Here is a 26,195-nt window from a genome sequence, read left to right as displayed (position 1 = left end):
CATCCGCGTAGACTCCGCGCGTGGCCAAGGTGACTCGGGATGATGTGGCGCGACTGGCGGGTACTTCGACCGCGGTCGTGAGCTACGTCATCAACAACGGACCTAGGCCGGTTGCCCCGGCCACGCGCGAGCGTGTACTCGCCGCGATCAAGGAGCTGGGGTACCGGCCCGACCGGGTCGCCCAGGCCATGGCGTCGCGGCGGACCGACCTCATAGGCATGATCGTGCCGGACGCGCGCCAGCCGTTCTTCGCGGAGATGGCGCACGCCGTCGAACAGGCGGCGTCCGAGCGCGGAAAGATGGTCCTCGTCGGCAACTCCGACTACGTCGAGGAGCGCGAGGTCCACTATCTGCGGGCCTTCCTCGGCATGCGGGTGTCCGGCCTCATCCTCGTCAGCCACGGCCTGAACGATCTGGCCGCGGCCGAGATCGAGGCCTGGGACGCGCGCGTGGTCCTGCTGCACGAGCGGCCCGAGGCGATCGACGACGTCGCGGTCGTGATCGACGACATCGGCGGCGCCCAGCTCGCCACCCGCCATCTCCTGGAGCACGGCCACCCGTACGTCGCCTGTCTCGGCGGCACCGCCGAGACGCCGTCAGTCGGCGACCCGGTCTCCGACCACGTCGAGGGCTGGCGCCGGGCCATGCACGAGGCGGGACTCTCCACCGAGGGCCGGCTCTTCGAGGCGCCGTACAACCGCTACGACGCGTACAAGATCGGGCTCGAGCTGCTCGCCGGGCCCCGGCGGCCGCCGGCGATCTTCTGCTCCACGGACGACCAGGCCTTCGGCATCCTGCGGGCCGCGCGCGAGCTGCGGATAGACGTGCCGCGCGAGCTGGCCGTCGCCGGGTTCGACGACGTGAAGGAGGCGGGTCTGACGGATCCGCCGCTGACGACGGTCGCATCGGACCGCTCGGCGATGGCGCGGTCCGCCGTCGACCTCGTCCTCGACGACTCGCTGCGCGTCGCCGGGTCCCGTCGTGAGCGCCTGAAGGTGTTCCCCTCACGGCTGGTCGTCCGCCAGTCCTGCGGCTGCCCCTGACCGCACACGAACGCGCGCCGGCCCCCGGACAGCGGGACCGACGCGCGCTTGCTGCGAGTCACTCAGAACACGTGCTCAGAACATCAGGTTGTACTGGTTGAAGCCGGTGCCGAGGCTCTTGCGCGCGCCGAAGACGTCCGCGGACGCCTTGTTGGTGCCCGGGTAGAGCCAGAGCGTGCCGCCCGAGTCGCGGGCCATGACGTCGGCGATGCCGTCGCCGGTCACGTCGCCGCTCGTCACGTACGAGGTGAAGTTCCAGCCCGTACGCGCCTGGATGCGCGTGGCGAACGGGGTGTGCTCGACCTGCGTGCCCCGGTAGAGGTACAGGACGCCGGAGCTGTTGCGGACCAGGAGGTCCGCCTTGCCGTCGCCGGTCAGGTCTCCGTGGCCGAAGATCTTGACGCCCTTCCAGGCCTTGTCGACGACCTTGACCTTGCCGTAGAACTCGCCGTTGCCCTTGCCCGGGTAGAGGTACGTCGAGCCGTCGGCGTCCACCGCGACCAGGTCGGGGCGGGAGTCACCGGTCATGTCGCCGGGGATGGCGTACGACTTGTAGCCGCCCCACACCGAGGTGATCTGCATCCACTCGAAGGCGTCCGACGCGTGGTTGTAGTAGCTGCGGTACAGCTTGCCGTCGGTGCTGTCGCGGATGATCAGGTCCTGGAAGAAGTCCCGGTCCAGGTCGGCCTGGAGGGCCCAGCTCGCGGTCTGCCAGCCGGCGCTCTGGTAGGCGCGCGTGGCGAGCGATGTGCCCTTGCTGTCCTGCTCGAACAGGCCCCCGGAGGGGGTGCGCGCCAGCAGGTCGGCCCGGCCGTCGAAGCTCAGGTCCGTGTCGTCGATGCGCGGCTGGGCCGCCCAGACGTACGAGGAGACCTTGGTGAAGACGGGGTAGGCGCCCTTCGCGGTGCAGCCGGAGACGCCCCACGAGACGATGCCGACGACGCGGCCGCCGACGACCACCGGGCCGCCGGAGTCACCGCTGCAAGGGCTCTTGGTGCCCTCGTCGGCGCCCGTCGCCGGGGTGCCCGCGCAGAACATCGAGCCCTCGATGAAGTCGTCCTCGCCGAGGACCGACTGCATCGCGCTGTTGCAGGTGGAGTCGGAGACCATCGGCAGGGTCGCCTTGCGCAGGGTCGCCGACAGGTCGGCGTCCTCGGCGCCGGAGGTCAGACCCCAGCCGTAGACGGTGGCGGAGGTGCCCGCCTTGTAGGAGGCGGTGTCGTTGCTCTGGACCACCTTCGACCACTGGTCCTCGAGCGGACGGTCCAGGGTGAGCACCGCGATGTCGTTCTGGATGGTGTCGGCGTTGTAGCGCGGGTGGTTCCACTGGCGCCAGACGCCCGCGACGGTGCCCTGGGCGCTGTCGAGCAGGCCGGCGGTGCCGGCCACGACCGCGCCGTTGTTCACCCAGTCGAGACCGGCGACGCAGTGCGCCGCGGTGAGGACCTTGTTCGGCGCGACGAGGGTGCCGCCGCAGAAGTAGCCGTCGCCGGACGCGGCGTCGTAGTAGGAGAGCTGGACCATCCACGGCGCGGAGGAGATCGCCGTCTCGGTGCCGCCGATGATGAACGGCGTCTTCTTGGGCTTCGCCTGGGGCGTCGCCTGGGTCTTCGCGGCCTCGACGACCCGCTTGCGCAGTTCGGCGTCGGAGGCGGAGGGGGCCGGATTCGCGGTACGGGCGACGCTCGCGTCGGGCAGTACGGGCGGATCGTCGGCCGCGGTGGCAGGGTGCGCCACGAGGGCGCCGGCGCAGCTCAGCGCCAGCGCGAGAGCGGCCGTGGACAACGCCGTGGCGGGGCGTCTCCAGCGGTCGCGCAGGGCAGGTATCACTCAGGGCTCCTGGTGTGAAGAGTGGCTTCAGGGCCCGAGAAGGGGCGTTACGACGCACACCACGGCCGGTACCGGACACAGAGCACACGAAGAATCGGGCTCAGCCCCGGACACCGCCGCAGACCCCCCTCCGGCGCACGGATCGTAGATCCCACGGCCCCCTGAACACACGGCCTTCACAGCAGGCAGGTGAGAGTTGTTCCGGCGCCCTCCCGTATCTCACCCCCCGTCAACCCGCCGTTTCCCGGGGCACCTTTATTTCGGGCAAACAGGGTTCTCGCGGGACTCTCAGGGCACGCTCAGGTGGCTCTCATGAACGCGGCTCAGGCTTACTGCCATGACCGAGAGCTTCCGCCGAAGCGGCGAGTACCCCCAGGGCCAGCAGCAGCACTCGCAGTCCTCGTATCCGGGGACCCCCGAGGCGGGCGGCGCCTTTCCGCCCCCGCCCGCGTACGACCCGCCGCAGCCGGTGAACGCCGCCCCGGGTTCGGCGATGTGGCCCGCTCCGGTCCCGGAGGGCTCCCCCGCGCCGCCCGCACGCCGGCGGCGGGTCAAGGGCCCGCTCGGACTTCTCGCCGCGGTCGCCATCGCCGCCGCGGCCGTGGGCGGCGGCACCGCGTACGCCTTCCAGGAGCTGACCGGCAAGGACTCCACGTCCACCAGCGCCGGCGCGAGCGTCGTGCCGACCAGCAAGAAGGGCACCGTCGCCGGCGTCGCCGAGGCCGTCAGCCCCGCCATCGTGGAGATCAGCGCGACCTCGAACGCGGGCAGTTCGACCGGCTCCGGCGTCGTCATCACGAGCGACGGCGAGATCGTCACCAACAACCACGTCGTCTCGGGCGCCTCGACGGTCAAGGTGCGGACTAACGACGGCAAGACGTACACCGCCGACGTCGTCGGCACCGACGCCAAGAAGGACCTCGCCCTCATCAAGCTGAAGAACGCGTCCGGCCTCACGACCGCGTCCCTCGGCGACTCCGACAACGTGAAGGTCGGCGACGAGGTCGTCGCCATCGGCTCCCCCGAGGGCCTGACCGGCACCGTCACCAGCGGCATCGTCTCCGCCCTCGACCGCGACGTCACCGTCTCCACGGACGAGGAACAGCAGCAGCAACAGGGCGGCAGCGACGGCCAGTGGCCGTTCGAGTTCGGCGGGCAGCAGTTCAACGGCGACACCGGCTCGTCCAAGACGACGTACAAGGCCCTCCAGACCGACGCCTCCCTCAACCCCGGCAACTCCGGCGGCGCCCTCATCGACATGAACGGCAACATCATCGGCATCAACTCCGCGATGTACTCGGCCAGTTCGGACAGCGGCTCCGGCTCGTCCGGCGCGGGCAGCGTCGGTCTCGGCTTCGCCATCCCCGTCAACACGGTCAAGGCCGACCTCGACTCGCTGCGCAGCGGGGGCACCTCCGGCAGCTGACCCCGCCCGCGCGCCGCCGCGCCGCACGCACCCGCAGCGCCACCGTGCGAGGCTGATACCGGCCCCCACCACCGTCCGCACCCCCGAGGAAGCCCGCCCATGAGTCCCGCCGAAGGCGACCGTGAACCCCAGCGCATTCTCATCGTCGACGACGAACCCGCCGTCCGCGAGGCACTGCGGCGCAGCCTCGCCTTCGAGGGGTACGGCACGGAGGTCGCGGTCGACGGTGCGGACGCGCTCGACAAGGCGGCCGCGTACCAGCCCGACCTCGTCGTCCTCGACATCCAGATGCCGCGCATGGACGGACTCACGGCCGCCCGGCGGCTGCGGGCCGGCGGGTCCAGGACGCCGATCCTGATGCTCACCGCACGCGACACCGTCGGCGACCGCGTGACCGGGCTCGACGCGGGCGCCGACGACTACCTGGTCAAGCCGTTCGAACTGGACGAGCTGTTCGCGCGGGTACGGGCGCTGCTGCGGCGCAGCGCCTACGCCTCTGCGGCGAGCCCGGCGGACGACGCCGGTGACGTCCTGTCCTTCGCCGACCTGCGCATGGATCTCACGACCCGCGAGGTCACCCGCGGCGCGCGCACCGTCGAGCTGACCCGCACGGAGTTCACGCTCCTGGAGATGTTCCTGGCCCACCCGCGCCAGGTCCTCACCCGCGAACAGATCCTCAAGGCGGTCTGGGGCTTCGACTTCGAGCCGAGCTCCAACTCCCTGGACGTGTACGTGATGTACCTGCGCCGGAAGACGGAGGCGGGCGGCGAGCCGCGGCTCGTTCACACGGTGCGGGGTGTGGGGTACGTGCTGCGCTCGGGCGGGAGCGAATGAACCGGGTCGTCCGCTACTTCCGGGGGCTGCCCCTCAGGTCCCGGCTTTCGCTCCTGACCGCCGTCGCCGTCGCGTTCGCCGTGGCCGCCGTATCGGTGACGTGCTGGTTCATCGTGGAGAAGCAGCTGTACAACAAGGTCGACGACGATCTGCGCGGGGCCATCCCCGGCGGGGTCACGCCGGGTCAGTACGCCGATCTGCTGGCCAACTGCACCCGGACACCCTCCACGGACAACGGCTTCGGGCGCCCTCAGGTGTTCTACGTCCAGGTCGTCAACAGCGACGGCACCGTCTGCGTCGCCGCGAACTCGGTCGGCCTGGTCGAGGCCACAGCCGGCGATCGGGCGGTCGCCAAGCGCGGCGACACCAACCACCTCTACTTCCGCAACGGCGTCGACAGCGACGGCAAGCCCCTGCGCGTCATGACCCGCGCCGCAGTCACCGACGGCCCGGGTGCGCACGGCGTGGTGCAGAACCTGGCGCTCACGGTCGCCGTACCCCTGACGGACACCGACAAGACCCTCAACAACCTCGCGCTGGTCCTCCTGGCCATCGGCGGTATCGGCGTCGTGGGCGCGGGCGCCGCCGGCCTGTGGGTCGCCCGCACAGGACTCCGTCCCGTCGACGAACTCACCGACACCGTCGAGCACGTGGCCCGTACCGAAGACCTCACCGTGCGCATCCCCGTGGAGGGAGACGACGAGATCGCGCGGCTGTCCGCGTCCTTCAACTCCATGACCGCCTCGCTCGCCTCGTCGCGCGAACTCCAGCAGCAGCTCATCGCCGACGCCGGGCACGAGCTGCGCACGCCCCTCACCTCGATGCGCACCAACATCGAGCTGCTCACCCGCAGCGAGGAGACGGGCCGCGCGATCCCGCCGGACGACCGCAAGGCGCTGATGGCCTCACTCAAGGCGCAGATGACCGAACTGGCGGCTCTCATCCGGGACTTGCAGGAGCTGTCCCGTACGGGCCTGACGGCCGGCGACGTGCCCCTCAAGGTCGTCGCCCTGCACGACACGGTCCGCACCGCGCTGGAGCGCGCCGCGCTGCGCGGGCCAGAGCTGACGATCACCTCGGAGCTGGCGCCCTGGTACGTGCGGGCCGAGCCCGCCGCCCTGGAGCGCGCGATCGTGAACCTCCTCGACAACGCGGTCAAGTTCAGCCCGGCCGAGGGCACGATCGAGGTCCACCTCATGCGCGGCCGGCTGACCGTGCGCGATCACGGTCCGGGCATCCCGGCCGACGAACTCCCGTACGTCTTCGACCGGTTCTGGCGTTCGCCGACGGCGCGGGCGCTGCCGGGCTCGGGCCTCGGCCTGTCGATCGTGGCCCGCACGGTGGAGAGCTTCGGCGGCACCGTCGAGCTCGGGGCCGCGGAGGGCGGCGGCACGGTCGCGACGGTGCAGCTGCCGGGCGCCCCGACGCCTCCGCCGGAGGTCCCCGAAGGCCCGCCGGACACGCCTTAGGGGCCGGGCCGCCCCAGGGGGCCCCTAGCGCTCGAAGCCCAGCCCCTCCCCCGTGAGCCCGACCCGGATCCCGTCCTTCTCGACCTTCACGTCGCTCAGCCGGACGTCGCCCGTCCCGTCGCCCGGCAGTTTCGGCAGGCGGAACGTCAGGGAGAGGCGGTCGGCGAGTTCGGGGCGGGTGAGCCGGGTGAGGCCCTGGAGCAGGGCCGGGACGAGGCCGAACCTCTTCAGGAGCGCCGGGTGCGCGAGCGCGAGGTCGACCAGGTTCAGGGACATCAGCCGGTGCACGAAGCGCGGTGATCCGGTGAGCTCGCTCAGGCGCCGGTCGCTGCGCAGCGCCGCGCGTACCGCCGCGTCGGGCACGCCGAGCCGGTGCACGAGCGACGGCACGGACAGCAGGGCCTTCGCCTTGGCGGTCTCGGTCGCGAGGCGCTTCACCGAGCGGCGGCTCAGGTGCAGGCCCTCGGACGGGCGGGTGCCGGGCCGGTACGTGGCGAGGCCGCCGATGTCGAGCCGCATGCCGCCGATGTCGGTGGCGATGCCGGTGTCACCGATGCGCCGGATCGTGGCGTCGGCGCGCACCCTCAGGTCGTGTCCGGCGACGGGCAGCGTGCCGCGCGCGAGGACCCGGTCGCGGCCGTGTCCGCTGAACGTGACCTGGGAGGCGCCGAGTTCGCGGTTCAGGTCGTCGAAGGAGAGCAGGACCTCGCCGGTCATGCCGCCGATGCGGGCACCGCGCACATCCGTGAGGCCGTCACCGTCGATGCGTACGTCGCGGACGGTCGCGGAGACCTTGGCGAGGGAGACGCGGCTCGCGGCGACGTCGGGGACGGTCACCTCCACCTCGTCCAGGCGCCGGTCGGCGAGCTGCGTCAGGAACGGGAAGCCCTCGATGTCGACCTCGGGCGCGGCGCTCAGGTGCAGTTGGTCCTTGAGCCGGTCGGCGGCGCGGTGCTCGGCGTACAGGAGGGCCCAGCGGTCCGCGAGGGTGACGAAGGCGGCGAGGACGAGGATCCCGACGACGGCCTTCGTGGCGAGCGGGAGTCCGGCGAAGCGGTTGCGGCGGCGGCTGCCGCGGCGGTGGTTGGGCCTGGACCAGGGCTGGTCGTCCGGGCCCGCCTCGGGGTCCTCCTCGTGGAGGAACTCGTCGAGCGGGTTGTCCGCGAGGGCGCCCAGCTCGTCGTACGGGTTGTGCGGCACAGTGCCCGATGGAACGGATTCCTCCGTACGTCCATCAGACAGTTCGGCGGACTCGGACGTGGACGTGGCTATGCGGTGGGGGGAACGCATCGTGAGATTTCACCACACGTCCCGATCCCACCGCTAAGCATTACTCACAGTAAAGGGCGTTTTGGGCCCCCAACTCGGCCGTGCGATACGTCACTTCACGATCGTGATCCGGTCCGCCTTCGGGGGCGCGATCGGCGACGTGGCCGACGAGTTGGCCGTCAGATAGTCGTTGAGCGCCTTCAGGTCGTCGCTGCCGACCAGCGGGTTCTTGCCCTGGCCGAGCGCCGCGAAGCCGTCGCCGCCGCCCGCGAGGAACGAGTTCATCGCGACGCGGTAGGTCGCCGCCGGGTCGATCGCGGCGCCGTTCAGCTCGATGGAGTCGACGACGACCCGGGCCGCGCCCGTCTTCGTCATGTCGAGCGTGTACGTCAGGCCCGCCGACGGCTGGAGGATCTTCGGCGAGGCCTCGTTGGAACCGCTGACCTGCTGCTGGAGCGCGGCGATGACCTGCGCGCCGGTCAGGTCGGCCAGGTTCACTGTGTTGCTGAAGGGCTGCACGGTGAAGCCCTCGCCGTAGGTGACCACGCCGTCGCCCTCGCTGCCGCTCGCCTTGTACACGAGGTCGGAGCGCACGCCGCCGGGGTTCATCAGGGCCAGCGAGGTCTTCGGGTCGAGGGTCTTGGCGTGCGCGAGCTGCGCGTCCGCGATCAGATCCCCGAGCGGCGCCTCCGGCGAGGCGGCGCCGCGGCCCGGGATGTCCGCCGAGATGTACCCGACGGGCCGGCCCGCGACGGGCGCGGCCATCTTGTTCCAGCGGCCGATGAGCGCGGTCATGTCCGCGGCCTTCGGCTGCGTGCGGCTCACCACGTGGTTGGCCGACTTCACCGACGTACGCACGATGTCCTTGGTGCGGCGGTCGTACGTCAGCGTCGTGTCCGTGTAGAGCTTCCCGTACGAGGACGCCGAAGTGACCAGGCGGGGCTTGCCGGACGGGTCGGGGATCGTGCAGACGTACGCGTTGTGCGTGTGACCGGTGACCAGCGCGTCGACCTTCGGCGAGATGCCCTTGGCGATGTCGACGATCGGGCCGGAGATGCCCGCGCCGCCGCTCGGGGAGTCGCAGTCGTAGTTGTACGAGCCGGAGGCCGGCACGCCGCCCTCGTGGATGAGCGTGACGATCGACTTCACGCCCTGCCTGTCGAGGATCTCGGCGTACTTGTTGACGGTCTCGATCTCGTCGTGGAACTTCAGGCCCTTGACGCCGTCCGAGGAGACGATGTCGGGGGTGCCCTCAAGGGTCACGCCGATGAACCCGATCTTCACGCCGCCCTGCTTCCACACCCAGTAGGGGGCGAGGACGGGCTTGCCGGTCTTCTCGTTCGTCACATTGGCGGCGAGGTAGGGGTAGTCGGCGCCCTCGAACTTCTTGCCGTCCTCGAAACAGCCGTCCTTGGGGTGGCAGCCGCCGTTCTGCATGCGCGCCAGCTCCGTGGCGCCCTCGTCGAACTCGTGGTTGCCCACGCTCGTGACGTCCAGGTCGAGCTTGTTCATCGCCTCGACGGTGGGCTCGTCGTGGAAGAGCCCCGACAGCAGCGGGCTGGCCCCGATCAGGTCGCCGGCCGCGGCGGTGACGCTGTACGGGTGACTCTTCCTGGCGGTCCGCAGGGACGTCGCCAGGTACTCGACGCCGCCGGCGTCGACCTTCCTCGTCGTGCCGTCCGGCAGGTTCTCCGTGACCTGGCCCGAGGAGCCGGCCGGCGGCTCCAGGTTGCCGTGGAAGTCGTTGAAGGAGAGCAGTTGCACGTCGACCGTGCGGCGGTGCTCGTCCCCGTGGTGCCGGTCCTGCGTGGCGTTCGCGGGCAGCGCCGCGACGAGCGCGCCGACGGTGGCGATCCCGGCCGCCGCGGCGAGTAGCCGCGATGCGGCGCGGCGCCCGGGCCTGTGCGGTGTCAGCGGAGTCATGGGTACGTCCCCCTGTGTGGGTGCTGTGAGACGGAAGTGCCTGCGGTGTGTCGTGACCAAGTCGGCAGCCTAGGGTCAACGCGCGTAGCACGACAGGTGTTTGCCGGTTACGGGCTGGTTGCCATCACTCGCCGCAAGCCCGGCGCGGGCCCGTCGCCGTACCCTCTTGTGCATGACCAGCGATGCCGTGCCCCCCGCCCCCGACCGCCAGATCGAGACGCTCACCGCCCTCACTCCGGACCAGGCGGAAGCCGTCCTGGAGATCCTCTCGGACGCCGCCCGTGCCGACGGGCAGCAGGCGGTGTCGGAGCAGGGCAGGCTGCAACTGCGCGGCGGCCCCAGGGAGGGCGTGCACCACTTCCTCCTGAAGGTCGACCGCGAGCTGATCGGGTACGGCCAGCTGGAGGACACCGACCCGATCGAGGCGCCGGCCGCCGAACTCGTCGTGCACCCCTCGCACCGCGGGCACGGGCACGGGCGGGCGCTCGGCTCGGCGCTGCTCGGCGCGTCCGGCAAGCGGCTGCGGGTCTGGGCGCACGGCGGCCACGCGGCGGCACGGCACCTCTCGCAGGTCCTCGGCCTGACCTTGTTCCGTGAACTGCGCCAGATGCGGCGCCCGTTGGCCGAGGGACCCCCGCTCGCCGAGCCGGTGCTGCCCGAGGGTGTCGTCATCCGGACCTTCGTGCCCGGCGAGGACGACGCGGCCTGGCTCGCGGTGAACGCGGCGGCGTTCGCCCACCACCCCGAGCAGGGCTCGCTGACCCAGCGCGACCTGGACGACCGCAAGGCCGAGCCGTGGTTCGACCCGGCCGGCTTCTTCCTCGCCGTACGGGAGGGCGACGGCGCGGTCATCGGCTTCCACTGGACCAAGGTCCACGCGGAGGAGCAGCTCGGCGAGGTGTACGTCGTCGGGGTCGCGCCCGGCAACCAGGGCGGCGGCCTCGGCAAGGCGCTCACGGCGGTGGGCCTGCGGCATCTGGCGGCGTCGGGCATGCCGACGGCGATGCTCTACGTGGACGCCGACAACAAGCCGGCGGTCACGGTCTACGAGCGCCTCGGCTTCGTCACGCACGAGACGGACCTGATGTACCGCACCGAGTCGTAGCCGGTCGCAGAACACCGGCCGCAGAACAGCAGAACAGCAGAACACAGCTCAGCAGCACCCGAGGGGCAGTCGTCACTTGACACTGCCCCTCTCCTGCACCACCCTTTCACTACTTGATTAGTGAAAGGGTGGTGTTGGAGAACGTGGTCGAGTACCGGATCGACCGGCGCAGCGGCGTCGCCACCTACCTCCAGATCGTCCAGCAGACCCAGCAGGCCCTGCGCCTCGGTCTGCTGGAACCCGGCGACAAGCTGCCCACGGCCCGCGAGGTCGTGGAAGCCACCGCGATCAACCCGAACACCGTGCTCAAGGCGTACCGCGAGCTGGAGCGCGAGGGCCTGGTCGAGGCCCGCCGCGGTCTCGGCACGTTCGTCCGCAGGACGCTCGGCGCGGCGGCCCCGGCCGACTCCCCGCTGCGGGCCGAACTCGCGGACTGGGCCCGCCGCGCCCGCGCCGCGGGCCTCGACCGCGAGGACGCGGCCGCCCTGTTCGGCGCCGTACTCGACGAAAACTTCCCGAAGGGGGATCAGTGAGTTCCACCAGCACCACCCCGGCCGTCGCCATCGAGGCGACAGGGCTCGGCAAGCGCTACGGCCGCCATGGCCGGGCCGCGCTCGACCAGTGCTCCTTCCGCCTGCCCGCCGGGCGGATCAGCGCCCTGGTCGGGCCCAACGGAGCGGGAAAGTCCACCCTCCTCGCGATCGCCGCCGGGGTCCTGCGCCCCACCTCCGGACACCTCACCGTCCTCGGCGCCGCCCCCGGCGTGCACCGCGACCGCGTCGCATACCTCTCGCAGGACAAGCCGCTGTACCCGCAGCTCTCCATCGCGGACACCCTGCGCATGGGCGCCGAACTGAACCCGGGCCGCTGGGACGCCGCGTACGCCGACAGGATCGTCGAGCAGGGCGACCTCGACCCCGCGGCCCGGGTCCGCTCACTCTCCGGCGGACAGCGCACCCGCGTCGCGCTCGCCCTCGCGCTCGGCAAGCGCCCCCAGCTGATGCTCCTCGACGAGCCGATGGCGGACCTCGACCCGCTGGCCCGCCACGAGCTGATGGGCACGCTGATGGCGGACGCCGCCGAACACGGCACCACCGTCCTGATGTCGTCGCACATCGTGGCCGAACTGGCCGACGCCTGCGACCACTTGCTGCTCCTGGGTGCCGGGCGCATCCGGCTCGGCGGCGGCATCGACGACCTGACGGCCGCGCACAGCCTCGTCACCGGGCGCGGCACGGCCGCCGGCCTCGCCCCGCACACCGTGGTCGAGTCCCGCGCCGCCGGCCGCGGGCTGACCGCCCTGATCCGCCGCGACGGACCGCTCGACAGCGCCTGGGAGGCGCAGGAACCGTCCATGGAGGAGCTGATCCTCGCCCATCTGCGCAACCCCGACGTCACGCCCCTGATCACCCCGGGCACGGCCGCGTCCGCCGTGGCGGTGACGGCATGAGCGCCACGACCCCGGTCCTCGACCGTCCCGCCCAGAGCCCCGTCCGGCGCCGGATGCCCGGCCCCGACGGCCTCGTGCGGACCGTGCTGCGCCTGCACCGCACCGCACTGTGGGTGTGGGGCGCCTACGTCGCGATCAGCGCGGGCCTGCTGCTGTGGCTGTGGGGTGCGGGCTCGTCGGCGGCGCGTGACGCGTTCGCCCGGTTCGGCTACGCAGGGGCACAGCAGAACGGGTGGGAGGGCCGCTCCGTCTCCTTCCCGGCCGTCGGCCACTCCTTCGACTCCCTCTTCTACAACCCGCTGTCACTGACCCGGCTCGCCGCGGTGGCCGTCGCCGTGTTCGCGGCGGGCCCGCTGATCGGGCGCGAACTGGAGCGGGGGACCGTCCGGCTGGCCTGGACCCAGTCCGTGAGCCCGGCCCGCTGGCTGGCGGCCAAGCTGGCGGTGCCCGCCGTGCTGATCGCCGTCGGCACGACCGTGGTCGTCGCCCTTTACGAGGTGGTGTGGGAAGCCCGCGGCCATCTGCTCATAGCCGGGATCGGACCGCGCGACTTCTACTTCTCCGTCGGCCCGACGACCGTCGCCAACGCTCTGTTCGGCCTCGCGCTCGGGACCGTCGCCGCGCTGGTGCTGCGCCGCACCCTGCCCGCGATGGCCGTCGCCGGGATCGGGCAGTACCTGGTGGGCGCCGCGCGCGGCAACTCCTGGCCGTTCCAGGGCGCGTACCAGCAGCCCGCGATCCCCGTGCACAGCAAGGCGGTCGACTCGGCGGGCGTCGAGGTCCGCGACCCCGGCTGCTACCTGAACGTGAAGTGCCTCGACCGGCACGACGTGTTCGGCTTCGACCGCCACTACCTCCCCTCCCCCGACTACTGGCCCCGCCAGCTCACGGAGACGGGCATCCTGCTCGCCCTGACCGCGCTCGCCGTCGTCGGCGCGTTCCTCGTCCTGCGCCGGTACCAGCCGCGCGCGCACCGGCCGAAGAGCACGCATGGGCCGAAGAAGGAGACCGCAGCATGAGCACCGCCACCTTCTCCCCCTCGACCGGGCTGACCTGGACCGTGCTGAAGGTGCACCGGCTCGCCCTGTGGCTGTGGGTGGCGTACGTCGCGATCACCGCCGCGATGCTGCTGTGGCTGTGGGGACCGGGCGCCTCGGGGATCCGCATCACCGGCACGTGCGTCGCGGGCACCACGAACAGTTGCAACGCCACGGGGCCGGGCGCGGGCACGTACAACTACCTGCTCTCGCTCACCACGAGCCTGATCACGTTCGTACCCGCGATCGCCGCGGCCTTCGCCGGCGGGATCCTCTTCGGCCGCGAGCTGGAGCGCGGCACGGCCGCCCTCGCCTGGACGCAGTCCGTCTCCCCGGCCCGCTGGCTGGCGACGAAGCTCGCCGTCCCGGCCGCGTTCCTCGTCGTCGGCACCGGCATCCTCGTGGTGCTGCGCCGCCTGGTGGCGTCGGGGGCGAGCAGCCTCCCCGACAACCAGTGGTTCTCCGCCGCCGGCATCTACGGCGCCCTCGGTCCGACCGCCGTCGCGCTCCCGCTGCTCGGCCTGGCCCTCGGCGCACTCGTGGCGTTCATCTCCCGGCGCGTGATCACGTCGATGTGCGTCTCGCTCGCCCTCACCGGCATCGTGATCACCGCGCTCGGTGAAATCCGCGGGCGCCTGTGGCCCCCCGTCACCGTCACCGGTAATGTCCGCGAGGGCTACCGGGGCTTCACCGGCCTCCTCCTCGACGAGGGCGCGGTCACCGGGAGCGGCGCCCACATCGCGGACCCGTTGTGCGTCGACGACAGGAGCTGCCTGGTCCAGCACAACATCACCGGCTTCTACCGTGAATTCCAGCCGTCCTCCCACTTCTGGCCGCTCCAGCTCGTCGAAACGGGCATCCTGCTCGGCCTGACGGCCCTCACGGTGACGGCGGTGTTCGCCCTCCTGCGCAGGAATCTGCGGCCGTAGGCGGCCGCGGGCACGCGGGGGCGCCCCAGGACGCCCCCGGGACGCCCCGCCATGCCCCGCACGTCATGTCGCCGTAACCAACCATTCAGACGGGCTTGCCACCCTCACAGAATGCAGCCCGCCGCGCCCGACCCCACCGGGGCACCGGCGGAGCGCTCCCCGAACGGGAGACTCCGCCTCACGCCCGCGCTCTCCGACGCGCCCATCGTGGTCCAGGCGCGGAAGAATGGGTCCATGAGCCAGCAGAACGCCCAGGACCAGGCCTCCGACCGGCAGGCGCAGCCGTCCGTCGGCTCCATAGCCGCGCACCGTCCGCACACCGTCGCAGGCGGTGACTTCAAGCCCGAGCGCCCCGCGCTCGCGGCCGACATCGACGCCGATCCCGACGAGTACGAGGACTACAGCGCCGAGCTGCCCCAGGGCCGCTTCCTCGACCGGGAGCGCAGCTGGCTCGCGTTCAACGAACGCGTACTCGAACTCGCCGAGGACCCGGACACCCCGCTCCTGGAGCGGGCGAACTTCCTGGCGATCTTCGCGTCCAACCTGGACGAGTTCTTCATGGTCCGGGTGGCCGGTCTCAAGCGCCGTATCGCGACGGGCGTCGCCACCCGTTCGGCCTCGGGGCTCCAGCCCCGCGAGGTCCTCGAACTGATCTGGAACCGCTCGCGCGAGCTCATGGCCCGGCACGCCGCCTGCTACCAGGAGGACGTCGCCCCCGCGCTCGCCGACGAGGGCATCCACGTGGTGCGCTGGGAGGAGCTCACCGACAAGGAGCAGTCCCGGCTCTTCACGCTGTTCAAGCAGCAGATCTTCCCCGTGCTCACCCCACTGGCCGTGGACCCGGCGCACCCGTTCCCCTACATCTCCGGCCTGTCCCTGAACCTCGCCGTCGTCGTGCGCAACCCGGTCTCCGGGCACCGCCACTTCGCGCGCGTCAAGGTGCCGCCGCTGCTCTCCCGCTTCCTCGAGGCCTCGCCGCAGCGCTACGTCCCCATCGAGGACGTCATCTCGGCGCCCAAGCACCTGGGCGAGCTGTTCCCCGGCATGGAGGTCCTGGAGCACCACATGTTCCGGCTGACCCGGAACGAGGACCTGGAGGTCGAGGAGGACGACGCCGAGAACCTCCTCAAGGCGCTGGAGAAGGAGCTCATGCGGCGCCGCTTCGGCCCGCCGGTGCGGCTCGAGGTCGAGGAGACCATCGACCGGTACGTCCTCGATCTCCTCGTGCGCGAGCTGAAGATCAGCGAGTCCGAGGTGTATCCGCTGCCGGGCCCCCTGGACCTCACGGGCCTCTTCGGCATCTCGAGCCTCGACCGGCCCGAGCTGAAGTACCCCAAGTTCATCGCGGGCACCCACCGCGACCTGGCCGAGGTCGAGTCCGCGTCCGCGCCCGACATCTTCGCCGCCCTGCGCGAGCGGGACGTGCTGCTCCACCACCCGTACGACTCGTTCTCCACGTCCGTGCAGGCGTTCCTGGAGCAGGCCGCCTCGGACCCGGACGTCCTCGCGATCAAGCAGACGCTGTACCGGACCTCAGGCGACTCGCCGATCGTCGACGCGCTGATAGACGCCGCGGAGTCCGGCAAGCAGGTCCTCGTCCTCGTCGAGATCAAGGCCCGCTTCGACGAGCAGGCCAACATCAAGTGGGCGCGCAAGCTGGAGGAGGCCGGCTGCCATGTCGTCTACGGGCTCGTCGGCCTGAAGACGCACTGCAAGCTGTCGCTCGTCGTGCGCCAGGAGGGCGACACGCTGCGCCGCTACTGCCACGTCGGCACGGGCAACTACCACCCGAAGACGGCCCGCCTCTACGAGGACCTGGGGCTGCTCACCGCCGACTCGCAGGTCGGCGCCGACCTCTCCGACCTCTTCAACCGGCTGTCGGGCTACTCGCGCCGCGAGACGTACCGCCGCCTCCTCGTCGCCCCCAAGTCCCTGCGCGACGGCCTCATTTCGAGGATCAACAACGAGGTCCAGCACCACCGCGCCGGCCGCCCCGCCTACGTCCGCTTCAAGGTCAACTCGATGGTCGACGAGGCCGTCATCGACGCGATGTACCGGGCGGCGCAGGCCGGCGTACCCGTCGACGTGTGGGTCCGCGGCATCTGCGCCGTGCGGCCGGGCGTCGCGGGCCTGTCGGAGAACATCCGCGTACGGTCCGTGCTCGGCCGCTTCCTGGAGCACTCCCGGGTCTTCGCCTTCGGCAACGGCGGCGAGCCCGAGGTCTGGTTCGGCAGCGCGGACATGATGCACCGCAACCTCGACCGCCGCATCGAGGCCCTGGTCCGGGTCTCCGACCCGGCTCACCGCGGCGCCCTGAACCGGCTCCTGGAGACGGGGATGTCCGACACCACCGCCTCCTGGCACCTGGGACCGGACGGGAACTGGGTCCGGCACGCCAAGGACGCGGAGGGCCGGCCCCTGCGGAACGTACAGGAGATGCTCATAGACGCCCGGAGGCGCAGGCGTGGCACAGCAACACCTTGAGACAACGGGAGCGGAGGGTTCCGCGGGCGAGGTCGTCGCGGCCCATCTGCGCGAGCAGGCCACGGAGTTCCTGCGCTCCCTGCGGCAGCACCGCGAGAGCGGCGGCGCCGCACCCGGGGGAACCGCCGAGGAGGCGGCCGACGCGGCGCGCGCCCTGCGCCGCTCGGCCCGCCGCATCAGCGGCACGCTCCACACGTTCCGTCCCCTCCTCGACCCCGAGTGGTCCGACGCGCTGCGCCCCGAACTGGCGTGGCTGTCGGGCACGTTGGCGCAGGAACACGCGTACGCGGGCCGCCTGGAGCGCCTGCTCTGCGCGCTGCACCGGCTCTCCGGCGCGCACGCGGTCCCGGCCCAGGCCCCCGCGGCTCTCGCCGGGCGGGTGGGCACGGCCCAGCTGGCGCGGGGCGAGAACACGGCCTCGGGGAATCTGACCGTGGGCGCGGCGAAGGCGGGCGCCCTCCTGGAGCGCCAGCTCACCCTCGCCCGGACCCGAGCCCACTCGACGGCGCTGCAGGCACTCGGCTCGTCCCGTTTCCACGCGGTCGCGGACAGCGTCGCCGTACTCGCCAGCGAGGTACCGCTGCGCGCCACCACGGCCGACCTCGAAGCGCTGGCCGCCACCGCGGAGTCCCGCCTCGCCGAGGCCGTCACCGCGCTCCCCCTCCACCGGGCGGGCCACCCCTACAACGCGGAGGCCCTCGTCCAGGGCCTCACCGCCGACACGGCGCCCCCGTCCCAGGACGCGCCCTGGCACCACGTACGCCTCCTGCTGCGGCTGCACCGCTATGCCCAGGAGGTCGTGCCGTGCGGACCCGGCGGCGGGCCGGCCGACGCGGAGACCGAGGCGGCCGCCGCGCTCGACCGGCACCGGGACGCCGCCGAGGCCGCGGCCGCCGCGGCCCACGCGGCCCGCACCCCCCGCATCGCCCCGGCGACGGCCTACGCGCTCGGCGTCCTGCACGCCGACCAGCGCCACGAGGTGGAGGCGGCCCGTTTTGGCTTCCAGCGGGCCTGGCTGAGGGAGACGGTCCACACCACATGAGCAGCGGCGACGACACGATCCGCGCGGCCGGCTGCGTGCTGTGGCGCCGCTCCTCCTACGACGACGGTCTTGAGATCTGCCTCGTCCACCGGCCCAAGTACGACGACTGGTCTCACCCCAAGGGCAAGCTGAAGCGCGGCGAGGAGGCCCTCGCGGGCGCGCTGCGCGAGGTGGCGGAGGAGACCGGGTTCCAGTGCGCTCCCGGCGCCCGCCTCCCCACCGCCCACTACATCGCGAGGGGCCGGCCCAAGCGGGTCGACTACTGGGCCGCCGAGGCGACGAACGGCGGGTTCACGCCGAACCGCGAGGTCGACCGCGTCGCCTGGCTCGCCCCGGTCGCCGCCCGCCACCGTCTGACCCAGCCCCGCGACAAGACGCTCGTCGACGCGCTGCTCAACGCCCTCCACCTGGCATAGTCGCACTACGCATCCACGTCGTCACAAAGTGTCACACATTACCTCACCGCACCGACCGCCGAGGTTCACCCGCCGTTCACTCATGCCCATCGGTCGCTTCACCTGTCCTGCCTAATTTCGGCCTTGCACGGTGCGAGTCGCCCACGAGGGCGAACACCGCACCGCCTACCTGGAACGAACAGACTTCGCACGCCGTACCGGATCTCCGACCGGCGGCTCCTGGAAGGAACATCCGAAAGTGAAGCTTCAGCGCAAGAACCGGCTCCGCGCCCTCTCCCTCGGCGCCATCGCCGTCTCCGGCGCCCTGGCCCTCACGGCGTGCGGCTCGGACGACACGAGTGCCAACGGCGGTTCGAGCAGCGCCCCGACGGCCAAGGCCGGCAGCATCAAGTGCGACGACGCCAAGGGCCAGCTCCTCGCGAACGGTTCCTCCGCGCAGGCCAACGCCATCCAGGCCTGGGTCAAGGCGTACACCGCCGAGTGCAAGGACGTTCAGATCAACTACAAGCCCGAGGGTTCGGGCGCCGGTGTCACGGCGTTCACCCAGGGCCAGGTCGCCTTCGCCGGCTCGGACTCCGCGCTGAAGCCCGAAGAGGTCACCGCCTCCAAGAAGGTCTGCAGCGGCGGCCAGGGCATAGACCTCCCGATGGTCGGCGGCCCGATCGCGGTCGGTTACAACGTCCCGGGTGTCGACAACCTGGTCCTGGACGCCAAGACCCTCGCCCAGATCTTCGACGGCAAGATCAGCACCTGGGACGACGCGGCCATCGCCAAGCTGAACCCCAAGGCGAAGCTGCCCAAGACCAAGATCCAGGCGTTCCACCGCTCGGACGAGTCCGGCACCACGGACAACTTCACCAAGTACCTCAAGGCCGCCTCCCCGGCGGACTGGAAGTACTCGGGCGGCAAGGCCTGGCAGGCCAAGGGCGGCCAGTCGGCGCAGGGCTCCTCCGGTCTCGCCCAGCAGGTCAAGCAGACCGCCGGCGCGATCTCCTACTTCGAGCTCTCCTACGCCAAGGACGGCATCAAGTCGGTCGACCTCGACACGGGCGCCTCCGCGCCGGTCAAGGCCACCGTCGAGAACGCCACCAAGGCGATCTCCGAGGCCAAGACCGTGGGCACCGGCAAGGACCTCGCCCTCGAGCTGAACTACGCGACGAAGGCCGACGGCGCCTACCCGATCACCCTCGTCACCTACGAGATCGTCTGCGACAAGGGCAACAAGGCCGACACCTTCAAGGCCACCAAGTCCTTCCTCACCTACATCGCGAGCCAGGACGGCCAGGACTCCCTGGCGGCCCTCGGTTACGCGCCGATCCCCTCCGAGATCAACACCAAGGTCCGCGACACCATCGCGAGCCTGAGCTGACCCAGTGTGCGGCCCGTCCCCGACCGGGGGCGGGCCGCACCGTCCGGTGCACCGCCGCCTGGAGCCGCCCGACCGCGGCTCCGCAGACCGGAGAACCCCATGGATATATCCACGAAGACGACTGCTCCACCCACCCCCGCCGACCCGCCCAGGCCCACGCTGCACAAGCGCGCGGCCCGCGGCGCCACCCGCCCCGGTGACCGGATCTTCCTCGGTCTCTCGCGCGGCTCCGGCATCCTGCTTCTGGTGATCATGGCCGCCATCGCGGCCTTCCTCACCTACCGCGCCTCGCTGGTGCTGTCCAAGAACGACGGCAACTTCCTCACGACCTTCGAGTGGAACGCCAACGCGACCCCGCCGGTCTTCGGCATCGCGGTCCTCGCGTTCGGCACGATCGTCTCCTCGGTCATCGCCATGGCGATCGCCGTCCCGATCGCGGTCGGCATCGCGCTGTTCATCACGCACTACGCGCCGAAGAAGATCGGCGGCGCGATCGCGTACGTCATCGACCTGCTCGCCGCCGTCCCGTCCATCGTGTACGGCCTGTGGGGCGCCCTCTTCCTGGTGCCGCACCTCACCGGCTTCTACAGCTGGCTCGACGACTACTTCGGCTGGACCGGCATCTTCGAGTGGCAGGGCGGCGCCCCGCGCACCCTCCTCGCCGTCGGCATCCTGCTCGCGATCATGATCCTCCCGATCATCACGAACGTCAGCCGTGAGGTCTTCCGGCAGGCGCCCCTGATGCACCAGGAGGCCGCACTCGCGCTCGGCGCCACCCGCTGGGAAGTCATCCGCATGTCGGTGATCCCCTTCGGCCGCTCCGGCGTCATCTCCGCCTCGATGCTCGGCCTCGGCCGCGCACTCGGCGAGACCATGGCCGTCGCGACGGTCCTCTCCCCCAGCTTCGAGATCAACGCCAGCCTGCTCGACCCGGGCGGCGGCACCTTCGCGCAGAACATCGCCGCGAAGTTCAGCGAGGCCACCGAGCAGGGCCGTGACGCGCTCATCGCCTCCGGTCTGGTCCTGTTCATCATCACGCTGGTCGTGAACGGCGCGGCCCGCGCGATCATCGCCCGCCGCAAGGAGTACTCGGGGGCCAACGCATGAGCAACGCAACCATCACCCCGCCGGCCCCCGGCACCAACTCGCTCAGCGCCGCGCGTCTGCCGCGCTGGTCCCCGTACGCCATCGCCGCCGGCGCCATCGCGATCGGCTGCGCGATCGGCCTGGGCGCCGGACTCGACAGCCAGATCCAGTGGGGTCTGATCGCCGCCATCCTGTTCGTGCTCGGCACGTACGGCATCGCCACCGCCGTCGAGGGCAAGCGCCAGGCCAAGGACCGCGTCGCGACCAGCGTCGTCTGGGTCGCGTTCATCCTCGCCGTGATCCCGCTGGTCTCCCTGATCTGGGAGACCGTCTCGCGCGGCGTGAAGGTCCTCGACGGCTTCTTCCTGACGCACTCGATGGGCGTCGTCACCGACTTCGAGCCGGGCGGCGGCATCTACCACGCCATCATCGGCACCCTGGAGCAGGTCGGCCTCGCCACCCTGATCTCCGTGCCGATCGGCCTGCTCACCGCGATCTACCTGGTCGAGTACGGCCGGGGCAAGCTCGCCAAGGCGGTCACCTTCTTCGTCGACGTCATGACGGGCATCCCGTCGATCGTCGCGGGCCTGTTCATCCTCAGCTTCTGGATCCTGATCCTCGGCTTCAGCTACTCCGGCTTCGCCGGGTCGATGGCGCTCTCCATCCTGATGATCCCGGTCGTCGTCCGCTCCACCGAGGAAATGCTCAAGCTCATCCCGAACGAGCTGCGCGAGGCCTCCCTCGCGCTCGGCGTACCGAAGTGGCGCACGATCCTCAAGGTCGTCCTGCCGACGTCGATCGGCGGCATCACGACCGGTGTGATGCTGGCCATCGCCCGTATCGCCGGTGAGACCGCGCCCGTGCTGCTGCTGGTCTGGGGCAACCCGCTCATCAACACGGACCCGTTCCAGGGACCCCAGTCCTCGCTGCCGCTGTACATCTACCAGCAGTACCAGAACAGCGGCGGCAGCCCGGCGGCGTACGACCGTGCATGGGCGGCGGCTCTCGTCCTCATCGCCTTCATCATGATCCTCAATCTGGTGGCCCGCGGCATCGCCCGCTGGAAGGCCCCGAAGACCGGTCGCTGACGCGACCATCAGCGACCCGGAAGTAGTGAGTTAGTTATGGCCAAGCGAATCGACGTAAGCGGACTCACCGCCTACTACGGCTCCCACAAGGCGATCGAAGACATCTCCATGACGGTGGAGCCCCGCTCCGTGACGGCCTTCATCGGCCCGTCCGGCTGCGGCAAGTCCACCTTCCTGCGCACCCTGAACCGCATGCACGAGGTCACCCCCGGCGGCCGCGTCGAGGGCAAGGTGCTCCTGGACGACGAGGACCTCTACGGCACCCACGTCGACCCGGTCGCCGTGCGCCGCACGGTCGGCATGGTGTTCCAGCGCCCGAACCCGTTCCCCACCATGTCGATCTTCGACAACGTGGCGGCGGGCCTGCGCCTGAACGGCTCGTACAAGAAGAGCGAGCTCGGCGACGTCGTCGAGAAGTCCCTCAAGGGCGCCAACCTCTGGAACGAGGTCAAGGACCGCCTCAACAAGCCCGGCTCCGGCCTCTCCGGCGGCCAGCAGCAGCGCCTGTGCATCGCCCGCGCCATCGCGGTCGAGCCCCAGGTGCTCCTCATGGACGAGCCCTGCTCGGCCCTCGACCCGATCTCGACCCTCGCCATCGAGGACCTGATCGGCGAGCTCAAGGAGCGCTTCACGATCGTCATCGTGACGCACAACATGCAGCAGGCGGCCCGCGTCTCGGACCGCACGGCGTTCTTCAACCTGTCCGCGGTCGGCCAGCCCGGCAAGCTCGTCGAGATCGACGAGACCGAGCGGATCTTCTCCAACCCGTCGGTCCAGGCCACCGAGGACTACATCTCGGGCCGCTTCGGCTAGACACCACCTGCTCCTTGCGGTGCTGCATGGCGGTGCCACCGCAAGGCAAAGGGCCCGCCCCCTGGCTCCCGGGGGGCGGGCCCTCTTTTCGTACGTGGACCGCGTACTAGCCGAAGGCCAGGTTCACGACCCAGTAGCTCCCCGCCGCGACCAGCGCCGCAGCCGGCATCGTGATGAACCAGCCGAGGACGATGTTCTTGGCGACGCCCCAGCGGACCGCCTTCACACGCTTGGTGGCACCCACACCCATGATCGCCGAGGTGATGACGTGCGTCGTCGAGATCGGCGCGTGGAACAGGAACGCCGAGCCGAACATGATGGACGCACCGGTCGTCTCCGCCGCGAAACCCTGCGGCGGGTCCAGCTCGATGATCTTGCGCCCGAGGGTCCGCATGATGCGCCAGCCACCCGCGTACGTACCGAGCGACAGCATCAGGGCGCAGACGAGCTTGACCCAGACCGGGATCGGGTCGCTGTAGGTCTCGTGCCCGGAGATGACAAGGGCCATCACCACGATGCCCATCGTCTTCTGCGCGTCCTGCAGACCGTGGCCGAGCGCCATACCGGCCGCCGACACCGTCTGCGCGATACGGAAACCGCGCTTGGCCTTGTGCGGGTTGGACCGCCGGAACAGCCAGAGGATCGCGCACATGACGAGATAGCCGACGATCAGACCGATCACCGGCGAGGTGAGCATCGGGATGACGATCTTGTCGAGCACGCCGGACCAGTAGACGGCCGTCCCGCCGGCGAGCGCCGCGCCGACCATGCCGCCGAACAGCGCGTGCGACGACGAGGACGGCAGACCGAAGTACCAGGTGACCAGGTTCCAGATGATCGCGCCGACGAGCGCGGCGAAGAGGATGCCCATCCCCTTGCTGCCCTCGGGCGTGGCGATGATCCCCTCACTCACCGTCTTGGCGACGCCGCTGCCCATGAAGGCGCCGGCGAGGTTCATCACCGCGGCCATCGCCAGCGCCGCCCGAGGCGTCAGTGCACGCGTGGAGACCGACGTGGCGATCGCGTTCGCCGAGTCGTGGAAGCCGTTCGTATACGTGAATCCGAGCGCGACGCCAATCGTCACGATCAGTGCGAAGGTGTCCATGAGAAGGCCTCAGGACTCCTTGACGGCGATGGTCTCCACCGTGTTCGCCACGTGCTCGAAGGCATCCGCCGCCTCTTCGAGCACATCCACGATCTGCTTGAGCTTCAGGACCTCCATGGCGTCGTACTTGCCATTGAAGAGATGCGCGAGCAGCTTGCGGTGGATCTGGTCGGCCTGGTTCTCGAGCCGGTTGACCTCGATCCAGTACTCGGTGAGGTTGTCCATGGTCCGCAGGTTCGGCATGGCCTCGGCCGTCAGCACGGCCGCGCGCGCCAGAACCTCGATCTGCTGCTCCACACCCTTGGGAAGCTCTTCGATCTGGTAGAGGACGACGAGGTCGACGGCCTCCTCCATGAAGTCCATGATGTCGTCGAGGGACGACGCGAGCTTGTAGATGTCCTCGCGGTCGAAGGGCGTGATGAACGAGGAGTTCAGCTGGTGGAAAATCGCGTGGGTGGCGTCGTCACCGGCGTGTTCCGCTGCCCGCATCCGCTCCGCGATCTCGGCCCGGGCGGAGGAATCCGCCCCGAGCAGTTCCATCAGGAGTTTCGAGCCCGTGACGATGTTGTCCGCGGATGCGGCAAACATGTCGTAGAAGCTCGTCTCCCTGGGGGTCAGACGAAAGCGCACGTGGGGTCCTCGGGGTGCTTTGGATTCGGTCAGGCTGATGCTAGGCGCATCATCCGGCCACGGCTAACCGGCAATACACCAGTGTCGCCCATCAGACACTGTGGTCAGCACGGGGTACGGCGAACCCGTCGGACCCACTCGAAATTCGGTATCATATACCCACCAGGGGTATACAACGGGAGGACGCGATGACCACGGAAGCGACCGAGATCGTGACCGACCACGACGGCGAGACCGTCACGGACCACGACCGTGGCATTCACGGGTACCACCACCAGAAGGCCGAGCACCTCAAGCGCCTGCGCCGCATCGAGGGCCAGATCCGGGGCCTGCAGCGCATGGTCGACGAAGACGTCTACTGCATCGACATACTCACGCAGGTCTCCGCCTCCACGAAGGCTCTCCAGTCGTTCGCGCTCCAGCTCCTCGAGGAGCACCTGCGCCACTGCGTCGCCGACGCGGCGGTCAAGGGCGGCGAGGAGATCGACGCGAAGGTCGAGGAGGCGACGAAGGCGATCGCGCGGATGCTGCGCACCTGAAAGGCCCGGGACGCGCACCGCGCGCCCTGCCCCTGTGAGATACCCGACCCGGAGCCGGGGCGCGCCGGACGACCGGCCGCGCCCCTCACGGGTTCAGGACTCCCGGAACCCCTCGCCCCGGGGCCACCGTTCCTCGGCGACCCTCAGCACCTCGTCGATACGGTCCGCACTGAGCCGGTCCTCATCCGCGGCCGAAGCCGCGATGATCAATTCACCGCACAGCTCGATCTCGGCGAGGGCGACGTGGTCGTGAACCGCCGTGCCGCCCACCGGAGCCACGCTCATCACCTCTTCCAGCCGTAAGCCGTAGCCGTAACCGACTTCCTAGAGTAGGGAGCGGCCTACACGCCGCGCATGGCACGGACGGACCATTTCCGGACGGCTAGTTCTCGGCGATCTTCCCGGCGAAAATGTCCTTTGTGTCGGGAAGTTCGATATGCGCCGTAACCCCGAAGCCATAGAGCAGAGTGGTGGACGCCACATCGACGACGTCCCTCTTCCCGCCCTGCCCTTTCCCGTTCCCCTTCACCGCAGTCGTCTCCTTCGTATTCACGAAGCTGAACCGGTGCCGCACTTTCCTGATCCGGCCCTGGTCGTCGAGGTACACGTCGAACGGCACCTGGTCCTTGGCGAACCCTTTCGCCGCGGCCGTCAGGGACTGCCGGCCGGCCGGGGAGGCGGCGTGGGCGGCGGCCGCCATGTCGACGGTCCCGCGGTAGTGCCGCACCTGCGTCCCGGCGAGCTCGCTCTCCCCCACATACGTCACCTTGCGCGCGCCCCGCAGCAGTTCGGCCGCGGCCAGCGGATCCGTGGCCCCGCCCGTGACCAGGTTCCCGTCCGGCAGGGACGCCGTCTCGACCCGCACCCACTTGTCGGCGGGCACCCCGGCACCCCGGTTCTTCATGTACAGGGCGCCGGGCGCGAGGAGTTCGGTGATGGGGCGGTGCTCCTCGACGCCGGAAGGATCCTGCGGAAGCACCACCTTCAACTGCCCCACGCGCGCCCGGTAGTCGTAGACACCCTCGCCCCTGATGGTGACCCGGGTCCCGCCACTCGCCATCTCCATGGACGTACGGGCCTTGGAACTGCCCTCCCTGACCAGGCGGTCCGCCGCGTCGTGGACGGCGGCGGCGGAGTCGGCCGGGCTCTCGTTGTCCGCCTCCGCGGCGGCCGAACAGCCGGTGGTGAGGCTCATCACTCCGACCGCCGCGGCCGCTGCGACCGCCCGTGCTGCGCGTCCGTGCTGCACCATCGCCTGTCTGCCCCCAAGCTCTGTCAGTCCGAGCGTCCGCGGCCCCTCTGTCGACC

Annotated in this window: 24 protein-coding genes; 17 read left to right on the top strand and 7 right to left on the bottom strand. The window is 70.6% G+C overall.

Annotation, left to right across the window (positions count from 1 at the left end):
* Window positions 1-20: 20 nt before the first annotated feature.
* The gene (locus ACZ67T_RS11010) at window positions 21-1,043 is read left to right on the top strand and encodes a LacI family DNA-binding transcriptional regulator (RefSeq protein ID WP_469983163.1); all 1,023 of its coding nucleotides are present in this window, start codon (window positions 21-23) and stop codon (window positions 1,041-1,043) included.
* Between the two features lie 75 nt (window positions 1,044-1,118).
* Here ACZ67T_RS11010 and ACZ67T_RS11005 read toward each other — a convergent pair whose 3' ends face one another.
* On the bottom strand, window positions 1,119-2,873 hold the full coding sequence (locus ACZ67T_RS11005; protein WP_469983161.1) for a trypsin-like serine protease: 1,755 nt from the start codon (window positions 2,871-2,873) through the stop codon (window positions 1,119-1,121).
* 337 nt (window positions 2,874-3,210) lie between these two features.
* Here ACZ67T_RS11005 and ACZ67T_RS11000 point away from each other — a divergent pair, with 337 nt between their 5' ends.
* The 3 genes from ACZ67T_RS11000 (at window position 3,211) to ACZ67T_RS10990 (ending at window position 6,602) form a co-directional block, all read left to right on the top strand.
* Complete coding sequence (locus ACZ67T_RS11000; protein WP_469983160.1) at window positions 3,211-4,299, top strand: S1C family serine protease; 1,089 nt, start codon at window positions 3,211-3,213, stop codon at window positions 4,297-4,299.
* Between the two features lie 99 nt (window positions 4,300-4,398).
* Window positions 4,399-5,133: a response regulator transcription factor gene (locus ACZ67T_RS10995; protein ID WP_469983159.1), complete on the top strand. Its 735-nt coding sequence runs from the start codon at window positions 4,399-4,401 to the stop codon at window positions 5,131-5,133.
* Entirely contained in the window at window positions 5,130-6,602 is a 1,473-nt protein-coding gene (locus ACZ67T_RS10990; RefSeq protein WP_469983157.1) for a HAMP domain-containing sensor histidine kinase, read from the top strand. Before ACZ67T_RS10995 ends, ACZ67T_RS10990 begins: the two co-directional genes overlap by 4 nt.
* 24 nt (window positions 6,603-6,626) lie before the next feature.
* On the opposite strand, the gene ACZ67T_RS10985 is transcribed toward ACZ67T_RS10990, so the two are convergent.
* A complete protein-coding gene (locus ACZ67T_RS10985) occupies window positions 6,627-7,892 on the bottom strand; it encodes an LmeA family phospholipid-binding protein (RefSeq protein ID WP_469983155.1) in 1,266 nt (421 codons plus the stop codon).
* Between the two features lie 90 nt (window positions 7,893-7,982).
* A complete protein-coding gene (locus ACZ67T_RS10980) occupies window positions 7,983-9,794 on the bottom strand; it encodes a bifunctional metallophosphatase/5'-nucleotidase (protein ID WP_469983153.1) in 1,812 nt (603 codons plus the stop codon).
* 172 nt (window positions 9,795-9,966) lie between these two features.
* Here ACZ67T_RS10980 and mshD point away from each other — a divergent pair, with 172 nt between their 5' ends.
* From mshD to pstB, 12 genes are all read left to right on the top strand, one after another.
* Window positions 9,967-10,899 carry a mycothiol synthase gene (mshD, locus tag ACZ67T_RS10975; protein ID WP_469983152.1) on the top strand — a complete coding sequence of 311 codons (933 nt, stop codon included), beginning with the start codon at window positions 9,967-9,969 and terminating at the stop codon, window positions 10,897-10,899.
* 143 nt (window positions 10,900-11,042) lie between these two features.
* Window positions 11,043-11,432, top strand: coding sequence for a GntR family transcriptional regulator (locus ACZ67T_RS10970; RefSeq protein ID WP_453774018.1), 390 nt, complete (start codon window positions 11,043-11,045; stop codon window positions 11,430-11,432).
* Complete coding sequence (locus tag ACZ67T_RS10965; protein WP_469983151.1) at window positions 11,429-12,349, top strand: ABC transporter ATP-binding protein; 921 nt, start codon at window positions 11,429-11,431, stop codon at window positions 12,347-12,349. Before ACZ67T_RS10970 ends, ACZ67T_RS10965 begins: the two co-directional genes overlap by 4 nt.
* Window positions 12,346-13,368, top strand: coding sequence for a hypothetical protein (locus tag ACZ67T_RS10960; protein WP_469983149.1), 1,023 nt, complete (start codon window positions 12,346-12,348; stop codon window positions 13,366-13,368). Before ACZ67T_RS10965 ends, ACZ67T_RS10960 begins: the two co-directional genes overlap by 4 nt.
* Window positions 13,365-14,315, top strand: coding sequence for an ABC transporter permease (locus ACZ67T_RS10955; protein WP_469983147.1), 951 nt, complete (start codon window positions 13,365-13,367; stop codon window positions 14,313-14,315). The genes ACZ67T_RS10960 and ACZ67T_RS10955 overlap by 4 nt, the downstream gene beginning before the upstream one ends.
* A 111-nt stretch (window positions 14,316-14,426) precedes the next feature.
* The gene (locus ACZ67T_RS10950) at window positions 14,427-16,799 is read left to right on the top strand and encodes an RNA degradosome polyphosphate kinase (RefSeq protein ID WP_469983145.1); all 2,373 of its coding nucleotides are present in this window, start codon (window positions 14,427-14,429) and stop codon (window positions 16,797-16,799) included.
* The gene (locus ACZ67T_RS10945; RefSeq protein ID WP_469983144.1) at window positions 16,780-17,841 is read left to right on the top strand and encodes a CHAD domain-containing protein; all 1,062 of its coding nucleotides are present in this window, start codon (window positions 16,780-16,782) and stop codon (window positions 17,839-17,841) included. The genes ACZ67T_RS10950 and ACZ67T_RS10945 overlap by 20 nt, the downstream gene beginning before the upstream one ends.
* On the top strand, window positions 17,838-18,257 hold the full coding sequence (locus tag ACZ67T_RS10940) for an NUDIX hydrolase (protein ID WP_469983143.1): 420 nt from the start codon (window positions 17,838-17,840) through the stop codon (window positions 18,255-18,257). Before ACZ67T_RS10945 ends, ACZ67T_RS10940 begins: the two co-directional genes overlap by 4 nt.
* Window positions 18,258-18,495: 238 nt before the next feature.
* Window positions 18,496-19,626 (top strand): phosphate ABC transporter substrate-binding protein PstS, encoded by a 1,131-nt coding sequence (gene pstS / locus ACZ67T_RS10935; RefSeq protein ID WP_469983141.1) that lies wholly within the window; start codon window positions 18,496-18,498, stop codon window positions 19,624-19,626.
* 99 nt (window positions 19,627-19,725) lie between these two features.
* Window positions 19,726-20,733 (top strand): phosphate ABC transporter permease subunit PstC, encoded by a 1,008-nt coding sequence (pstC, locus tag ACZ67T_RS10930; RefSeq protein WP_469983139.1) that lies wholly within the window; start codon window positions 19,726-19,728, stop codon window positions 20,731-20,733.
* Window positions 20,730-21,800 carry a phosphate ABC transporter permease PstA gene (gene pstA / locus ACZ67T_RS10925; RefSeq protein ID WP_469983138.1) on the top strand — a complete coding sequence of 357 codons (1,071 nt, stop codon included), beginning with the start codon at window positions 20,730-20,732 and terminating at the stop codon, window positions 21,798-21,800. Before pstC ends, pstA begins: the two co-directional genes overlap by 4 nt.
* 36 nt (window positions 21,801-21,836) lie before the next feature.
* Window positions 21,837-22,613, top strand: coding sequence for a phosphate ABC transporter ATP-binding protein PstB (pstB, locus tag ACZ67T_RS10920; protein WP_100595598.1), 777 nt, complete (start codon window positions 21,837-21,839; stop codon window positions 22,611-22,613).
* Window positions 22,614-22,719: 106 nt separating this feature from the next.
* Here pstB and ACZ67T_RS10915 read toward each other — a convergent pair whose 3' ends face one another.
* Together ACZ67T_RS10915 and ACZ67T_RS10910 are read right to left on the bottom strand one after the other, a co-directional pair.
* Window positions 22,720-23,718 carry an inorganic phosphate transporter gene (locus tag ACZ67T_RS10915; RefSeq protein WP_469983136.1) on the bottom strand — a complete coding sequence of 333 codons (999 nt, stop codon included), beginning with the start codon at window positions 23,716-23,718 and terminating at the stop codon, window positions 22,720-22,722.
* Between the two features lie 9 nt (window positions 23,719-23,727).
* Window positions 23,728-24,348, bottom strand: a complete 621-nt coding sequence (locus ACZ67T_RS10910) for a DUF47 domain-containing protein (protein WP_469983135.1) — start codon at window positions 24,346-24,348, stop codon at window positions 23,728-23,730.
* A 188-nt stretch (window positions 24,349-24,536) separates the two neighbouring features.
* On the opposite strand from ACZ67T_RS10910, the gene ACZ67T_RS10905 reads away from it, so the two are divergent.
* Complete coding sequence (locus tag ACZ67T_RS10905; protein WP_384245867.1) at window positions 24,537-24,887, top strand: metal-sensitive transcriptional regulator; 351 nt, start codon at window positions 24,537-24,539, stop codon at window positions 24,885-24,887.
* 93 nt (window positions 24,888-24,980) lie between these two features.
* Here the strand turns inward: ACZ67T_RS10905 and ACZ67T_RS10900 are convergent, their stop codons facing one another.
* Together ACZ67T_RS10900 and ACZ67T_RS10895 are read right to left on the bottom strand one after the other, a co-directional pair.
* A complete protein-coding gene (locus ACZ67T_RS10900; RefSeq protein WP_469983133.1) occupies window positions 24,981-25,172 on the bottom strand; it encodes a hypothetical protein in 192 nt (63 codons plus the stop codon).
* A gap of 97 nt (window positions 25,173-25,269) precedes the next feature.
* Window positions 25,270-26,139 carry an SCO4651 family lipoprotein gene (locus tag ACZ67T_RS10895; RefSeq protein WP_469983131.1) on the bottom strand — a complete coding sequence of 290 codons (870 nt, stop codon included), beginning with the start codon at window positions 26,137-26,139 and terminating at the stop codon, window positions 25,270-25,272.
* Window positions 26,140-26,195: the final 56 nt, after the last annotated feature.

Source organism: Streptomyces sp. NPDC107517 (assembly GCF_055582645.1).
The sequence above is the reverse complement of the archived record's forward strand: the minus strand, read 5'-3'. Positions and strand labels throughout refer to the sequence as shown.